The organism is Anaerolineales bacterium (assembly GCA_016928575.1).
GTDB lineage: Bacteria > Chloroflexota > Anaerolineae > Anaerolineales > RBG-16-64-43 > JAFGKK01.
Map to the genome: position 1 here is coordinate 1 of JAFGKK010000082.1, position 6,634 is coordinate 6,634.

Here is a 6,634-nt window from a genome sequence, read left to right on the forward strand (position 1 = left end):
CCAAGAACACCCGAATGGGTTGCGATCGTCATCCCCGCGCGCTCGTAGCGGGGATCCAGGGCATCCGCTCCGGGAACCGCTCCATCGGTTCCTGGATGCCCGCCAAATACACGCGGGCATGACGACCATCCCGTCATCCCCGAGGCTGCCCCGGCCGGCCCATTGTACGCCGCGCCGGGAATGATGTATAAATGAGGTCCGTTGTCTGCCCCGGACCTCCTCCGGTCCGGATGACGGCCTTTATTTCCGTGCTTTTCCTCCTGTTAGCTGGGAAGGGAGGTGGCGGATGAAAAAGAAAACAACCGAATTCCGCAAGCCGCCCCGCAAAAAAGCCGCGCCGCCGGCCCGCTCGTCCAAACCCGGCACCCGAAAACCGCAATCTCCGAATCGAGACAAGCCGATCTGGGACGACGATCGCGCGTTCCGGGTTCTTGTGCAAAACAGCGCCGAGATCTTCACCTTTGTGGATGACCGCGGAAGGATTCTCTACCGCAGTCCCTCCGTCCGCCGGGTGCTCCATCGCCCCGACGGGCAGGTCCTGCACAGCAACCTGATGGAATGGATCTGGCCGGAGGACAAGCGGGAGACGGAAAGACTCTTCGCGCAAATCCTGCGATCCCCCGGCAAAACCGTTCCGTTCGAAGGGCGGATCCGGGATGCGTCGGGGGATCCGCGCTGGATCGAGGGGTACGGCGTCAACCACCTGGATAACCCCGCGGTCGGGGCGATCCTGGTCAACTACCACGACGTCACCGAGCGCAAGGATCAGGAACGGCAGCTCCGGGAAAACGAGCGCCGCTACCGGGAACTGTTCGAGCAGGCCGTCGTGCCGGTTTTCCAATCCGCGTTCGACGGAAAAATCATCCGGGTCAATCCGGCTTTCGCGCGCTTGTTCGGCTACGCCTCGCCGGAGGAGTTGTACGCCTCGGTCCGGGACGCCGCCGAATTATTCGCCGATCCGGCGCGGCGGGCGGAAATCATCCGGCTGAAGGAGGAGGACCCCGCCCGGGACAAATTCGAAAACCTATATCGCCGCAAGGACGGCAGCGCCTTTTGGGGGTTGCTGAGCGTCCGCACCGTGAACGACGCCGAAGGCCGGCCGGCGTTTTTCGAGGGATTCATTGAAGATATCGACCAGCGCAAACGAGCCGAAAGCGCCCTGCGGGACAGCTTCGAAAAGTTCCGCTCCATCTTCGAGAATTCCTCCGTCGGCATCACCCTGTTCGGAATGGACCGGCGTTACCGGATGGTCAATCCGGCCTTCTGCGCGATCACCGGCTACGGCGAAGAGGAACTGCTGGGGATGGAGTTCCTGGATATCACCCATCCGGAGGATGTCGAATCCAGCCGCCGGGTCATGCAGGACGTTTTGGAAGGCGGGGGGCGGACGGTCCGTTTTGCCAAGCGCTACGTTCGCAAAGACGGCGGCACCGTCTGGGCGGATGTGAGTTCGGCCGTGGTGTTCGGCGCCGACGGCAAGCCTTCGCATTTCGTCACCCACGTGCTCGACGTCACCGACCGGCTGAAAACCGAAGAGGCGCTGTGGAAAAGCGAGGGCCGGGCGGGCGCCATGGTGGCTTCCGCGCCGTATGGGGTCACGTTCGTGGACGGCGATGGACGGGTCACCTATGCCAATGCGGCCGCCGAACGGATCCTGGGCCTCCAAAAAAGCCGGATCGTCGGGCGCGCGTACGACGACCCGGAGTGGAAGATCACGGCGCCGGACGGCGGGCCGTTCCCTCCCGAGGAGCTCCCGTTCCCCCGGGTCAAGTCCTCCGGGAAGCCGGTGTACGACATCGAACACGCCGTCGAACGCGAAACCGGGGAGCGGACGGTGTTGTCGGTCAACGGCGCGCCGCTCTGCGCGCCGGATGGGAGCTTCGCCGGCATGGTATCCGCCATCCGCGACATCACCGCGGAGCGGCAGGCGGAGCTGGCCCTGCGCGAAAGCGAGGAGCGCTACCGGAGCCTGTTCGACCATTCGCTCGAGGGGATCGGGCTTTCGCAGGGCAACCGGATCGTCGACGTCAACCGATCCTTGCTGGAGATCTTCGGATACGACGATCTGGAGGAGTTCCGTTCCATCCCGCTCATGGACCACTTGGCGCCGGAATCCCGGGAGACCGTCCGGCGGATGATGGAGGAGGCGCGCGGGGGAACCGTCACCGACCGGCGTTTCACCTACTCCGTGATCCGCAAAGACGGGCTCCGGCGCGAGTTGGAAATTTCGACCAGCCATCTGTGGCTTGGAAAAACTCTGTATACGCTGAGCACCTTCCGCGACATCACCGAAAAGCAGAAGGCCGAGAACGAACTGCGCGCGCTGGCCCTGCGCCACCAAGCGCTGCTGGATGCGATCCCGGAGATCGTCATGGAGGTTGATGCCCGGAAGGTGTATATCTGGGCCAATCCGGCGGGTCTGTCATTCTTCGGCGCGGATGTGGTCGGGAAGGAGGCGGCCGAGTATTTTGAGGGGGAGCAGGATACCTACGCCCGTGTCCAGTCGGTGATCAACGGCACGGAGGACACGATCTACGTGGAAAGCTGGCAGCGGCGCCGGGACGGCCAAAAGCGCCTGCTGGCCTGGTGGTGCCGGACCCTGCGGAACGGGCGCGGCGAGGCGGCCGGGGCGCTCTCCTCCGCGCGCGACATCACCGAACAGCGGCAGGCCGAAGAGCAGATCGAGAATCTTTCCCGGTTTCCCATGGAAAACCCCAATCCGGTGATGCGCTTTGCGCCGGACGGCGTTCTGCTCTTCGCCAACACCGCCAGCCGGTCGTTCCTCGATCTGTGGCGGATCGCGCCCGGCCAGGCCGTTCCGGGCGGCTTCCGGGCGCGGCTCGGAGAGGCCTACGAGCGCAACGAGATCCGCGACGTCGAGACCGCGGTCGCGGATCGGGTCTTTTCCTGTTTCCTGACGCCCGTCCGCAAAGCGGGGTATGTCAACGTCTACGGCCGCGACATCACCGAAATCAAGCAGGCGCGGAGTGCGTTGGAGCGGCAGGCGGAGGAGCTCCGCAGCCGGAACGAGGAGCTGGCCCGCCTGAACGCGCTCAACGAGAACCAGGTGCGGCGGTTGACCGCCATGCGCGCGATCGACACCGCGATTGCCAGCAGTTTCAAGCTTGAACTGGTCCTCAACATCCTGCTTGGCCAATTGACCGATCTGCTGAATGTTCCCGCGGCCGACGTGCTGATTTACCAGCCGGATCTCCAGACCTTCCGCATGGCCTGCGCGCGCGGATTCCGCGGACCCCTTCCGCTGCAATCCTATCCGCGCAAAATGGACAGCTACGCCAACCAGGCGACGCAATCCCGGCGCCTGGTGCGCGTTCCCCGCCTTGAGGAGCGGACCGACGGCGCGAAGATCTACCCGAAAATCGCCGGCGAGGAATTCCGCTCCTACCTGTGCCTTCCCCTGCTCACCAAAGGGTCGGCCAAAGGCGTCCTGGAGCTGTTCTTCCGCGATTCCTCCGAGCTGGATGCCGACGCCGAATCTTTTTTGGGTCTGGTGGCCGGGCAGGCGGCGATCGCGATCGACAACGCCGAATTGTTCGAGGGCCTGCAGGCGTCGAACGACGAATTAAACCTGGCCTACAACGACACCCTGACGGGATGGGCGCGGACCCTCGAGTTGCGCGAGCATTCGATGGAAGGCGAATCCCAGCGCCTGGCAGATTGGACGGTGCGTCTGGCCAAGGCCCTGGGATGCGGCGACAAGGAGCTGACTCACATCTACCGCGGCGCGATCCTGCACGACATCGGGATGATGGGAATTCCGGAGAGCATCCTCCGCAAGGCCGAGCCGCTCAGCCAGGAGGACTGGGAGGTCCTGCGCGGGCATCCGGTCCACGCCCGCGACCTGCTGGCCTCCGTCAACTATCTGCGCCCGGCGATCGACATTCCCTACTGCCACCATGAGCGCTGGGACGGGACGGGGTATCCGCGCGGATTGAGCGGGACCCAGATCCCGTGGGCGGCGCGGATCTTTGCGGTGGTGGACGTCTGGGACGCCATGCGCTCCGCCCGGCCGTACCGACCGGCTTGGTCGGATTCGGACGCGCGCGACTACATCCACCGCCAAGCCGGCGGGCATTTCGATCCGAAGGTCGTGGAGGCTTTTTTTGAGGTGGTCGCCGGCGGATGAGCTTGCCCCGCCTTTTCCGAAAAAAAAACCAACCCCCGGATTTTCGGGGGTTGGTTTTTTTATTATATACCAGGGTGCTGAAAAAGGCGGGGGTTGTCAAAGGCCTTTTTCAGCACCCCGTTAAGCACCTTCGACGGTTTCCCAAAAAAAACGCTTCCCCCGGCGAAGGTCACGCCGGGGGCGGCGTGACAATGCCGAATACGGCGCAATGTTTCAACATCCGGACGGATCCGCCGATATGCGCGGAGGCCGGGCGGCGCCGGCGGCTTTAACTCGGCGCCTCGCCTTCAGCCGCCCCGGGTTTGCGCCGCGAGACCCGCGCGCGGGCGGATTCCACGGCCGCGTCGACCCGCTCGCGGCCTTCCTCGAAGGCTGTTTCGGCTTTGGTGCGAAGATCCGAAGCCGCATGCTCGGCCCGGCTCTTCAGTTCGATGCTGCGTTCACGGAGCATTTCGCGGGTTTCTTCGCCGCTTTGGGGAGCCAGCAGAAGCGCCACGCCGGCGCCCACCAAGCCGCCGATGACGAACCCCGCCAAGAAGGATCCCAGGTCGCTGTCGTTGTCAGCCATGATAGTTGCTCCTTTCTCCGGCGATGGAATAAATGAACGGGCCTATCCCTTGAAAGGCCGGCGGAAGACGCCCATCACTTCCAGGATGCGTTGGATCCCGGCCAGCGAGCTTTGCAGTTTCAGGACCGGTTCGACCACGGTTTCGTTGAGGAACAGCGTGGTCCCGCGCAGGGCGTCGAGCGTTTCGTTGGCGTTCTCGAGCATCGGGCGGATTTCCATTTCGATCAGCAGGATCAGCCGTGAAAGGTGGACCACCAGCACGATCAGCGCGACCCCCACCACCATGAACTCCAGCGCCAGCAGGATCAGAAACACGTCGCGCGCGGTGCGGGTCAGGGCTTCGTCCTGCGAAAGGAATGCCAGACCCGCCGCGGCGGCGACGAGCAGCGCCAGGAGGAGGCCGCCGTAAAGGAGCAACCGCGTGCGCAACCGACTTTTTCGGCGCGGGCGTTCTGTTTTCTCGGCCATGTGGTCATTATAACACCTTGCCTTCGGAGGCTGGGCTATAATGAAACCGGGCCGCATCCCGTCCGGCCGGGATGCCGCCTCATCCTCATCTTCCGCCGCAAAAGGTCTTCCTCGGCGGCGGAAAACGGAATCCGGAAGCGGGAGGGATTTTGGGATGACACCGCTCGAACCGATGCCCTCCGATGGGGCGCCGCCGTCCCCCTTGCGGCGCAGGCGCGCGCGTTCGCTGCTTCCGTTCGTCGGCCAGGAGGAGCGCGACCGGGCCCTGGACGACCTCGCCGAGCGGGCTTTCCCGCGCCTGGATTTTTTCCTGCTCACCCTGCTGGCCGCGTTCCTGATTGGCGTTTCGCAGGTCTTCTCCTCAACCGTTCTGCTGATCGCCGGTCTGGCCTGCGCCCCGGTGCTCAACCCGCTCGCCGGCGCCGCGCTCGGACTGGTCACCGGATCGTGGCGCTTCGCCGCGCGCAACCTGGCGGCGCTCATGCTGGCGTGGATTCTGGCCTTCGCCGCGGCTTGGACGGCGGCGTTCACCTTCTCGCTGTTCGGCGGGCCGGCTTTGGCGGTGCAGCCCGACGCGGCGGCGGCGCTGGCGGTGGTTGCGGCCGCGGCCCTGCTTACCTGGAGGTTCCTGCGCGGCGCGGCCGATGCCTGGATGCCGAACCTCGTCGTTTCTTACGGCTGCCTCGCTCCGCTTTGCGCCGCCGCCGTATCCGCCGCGGCCGGCAGCGGCGCCGATGCGCTCGCGGCCGGATTGGCCTGGGGGATTTATTCCAGCTTGGCGCTATTGGCTTCCACCGGCGCCTACCTCGCCTTCGCCTTCCGCCCCGCGGAGCGGGATGCGCGCGCTTACGCGGGGATGGCGGCCGCCGTCCTGCTGGGCGCGGCCCTGCTCTTGGCGTGGGCGCGGTGGGAGCCGCCCGCGGCGCGGCCTTCCGGCACGCCCGGGCCGATCCTGCTTCCCTCGGAAACCTCCACCCTTTCGTCCCTTCCCAGCCTCACCCTCTCGGCCACGGTTTCGCCCACCCCCACCCGCTCGCCGATCCCGAGCACTACCTTCACCCCCACCCCCACGCCGGTTCCGGCGGTCGTCCGCGGCACGGGTGGGCAGGGCGTCTACCTGCGCGATGCGCCGGGGTTGGACGGAAAGAAAATCGCCTCCCTGCAGGAAGGCGACGTGGTGGAGATCCTCGGGCCGGCGATGGAAAAGGACGGCACTTGGTGGGTTCCGGTGCGAACCGCGTCGGGCGAAACCGGCTGGATGGCGGTGGAATATTGCGCGACGGTTACGCCGGCCGCCTCCAAGGCGCCATAGAACCGGGGCCGTATATAAAGAGGCAAATGCTGTCTCTAGATCGTCATCCCCGAGCGGGTTAATCGGGGACCCGGGGCATGCGTTCCGGAAGTCACTCCGGCGGTTCCTGGATGCCCGATACGATCACTCGGGCATGACG

At 65.3% G+C, this 6,634-nt stretch carries 4 protein-coding genes; 2 read left to right on the plus strand and 2 right to left on the minus strand.

Going from position 1 to position 6,634, the window contains the following annotated elements; all coding sequences use genetic code 11:
* Positions 1–286 precede the first annotated feature (286 nt).
* The gene (locus tag JW929_10570; protein MBN1439842.1) at positions 287–4,147 is read left to right on the plus strand and encodes a PAS domain S-box protein; all 3,861 of its coding nucleotides are present in this window, start codon (positions 287–289) and stop codon (positions 4,145–4,147) included.
* A gap of 268 nt (positions 4,148–4,415) precedes the next feature.
* Here JW929_10570 and JW929_10575 read toward each other — a convergent pair whose 3' ends face one another.
* Positions 4,416–4,715 (minus strand): YtxH domain-containing protein, encoded by a 300-nt coding sequence (locus JW929_10575; protein ID MBN1439843.1) that lies wholly within the window; start codon positions 4,713–4,715, stop codon positions 4,416–4,418.
* A gap of 42 nt (positions 4,716–4,757) precedes the next feature.
* Positions 4,758–5,183 (minus strand): hypothetical protein, encoded by a 426-nt coding sequence (locus JW929_10580; protein MBN1439844.1) that lies wholly within the window; start codon positions 5,181–5,183, stop codon positions 4,758–4,760.
* Between the two features lie 154 nt (positions 5,184–5,337).
* On the opposite strand from JW929_10580, the gene JW929_10585 reads away from it, so the two are divergent.
* Positions 5,338–6,495, plus strand: coding sequence for an SH3 domain-containing protein (locus JW929_10585; GenBank protein ID MBN1439845.1), 1,158 nt, complete (start codon positions 5,338–5,340; stop codon positions 6,493–6,495).
* Positions 6,496–6,634: the final 139 nt, after the last annotated feature.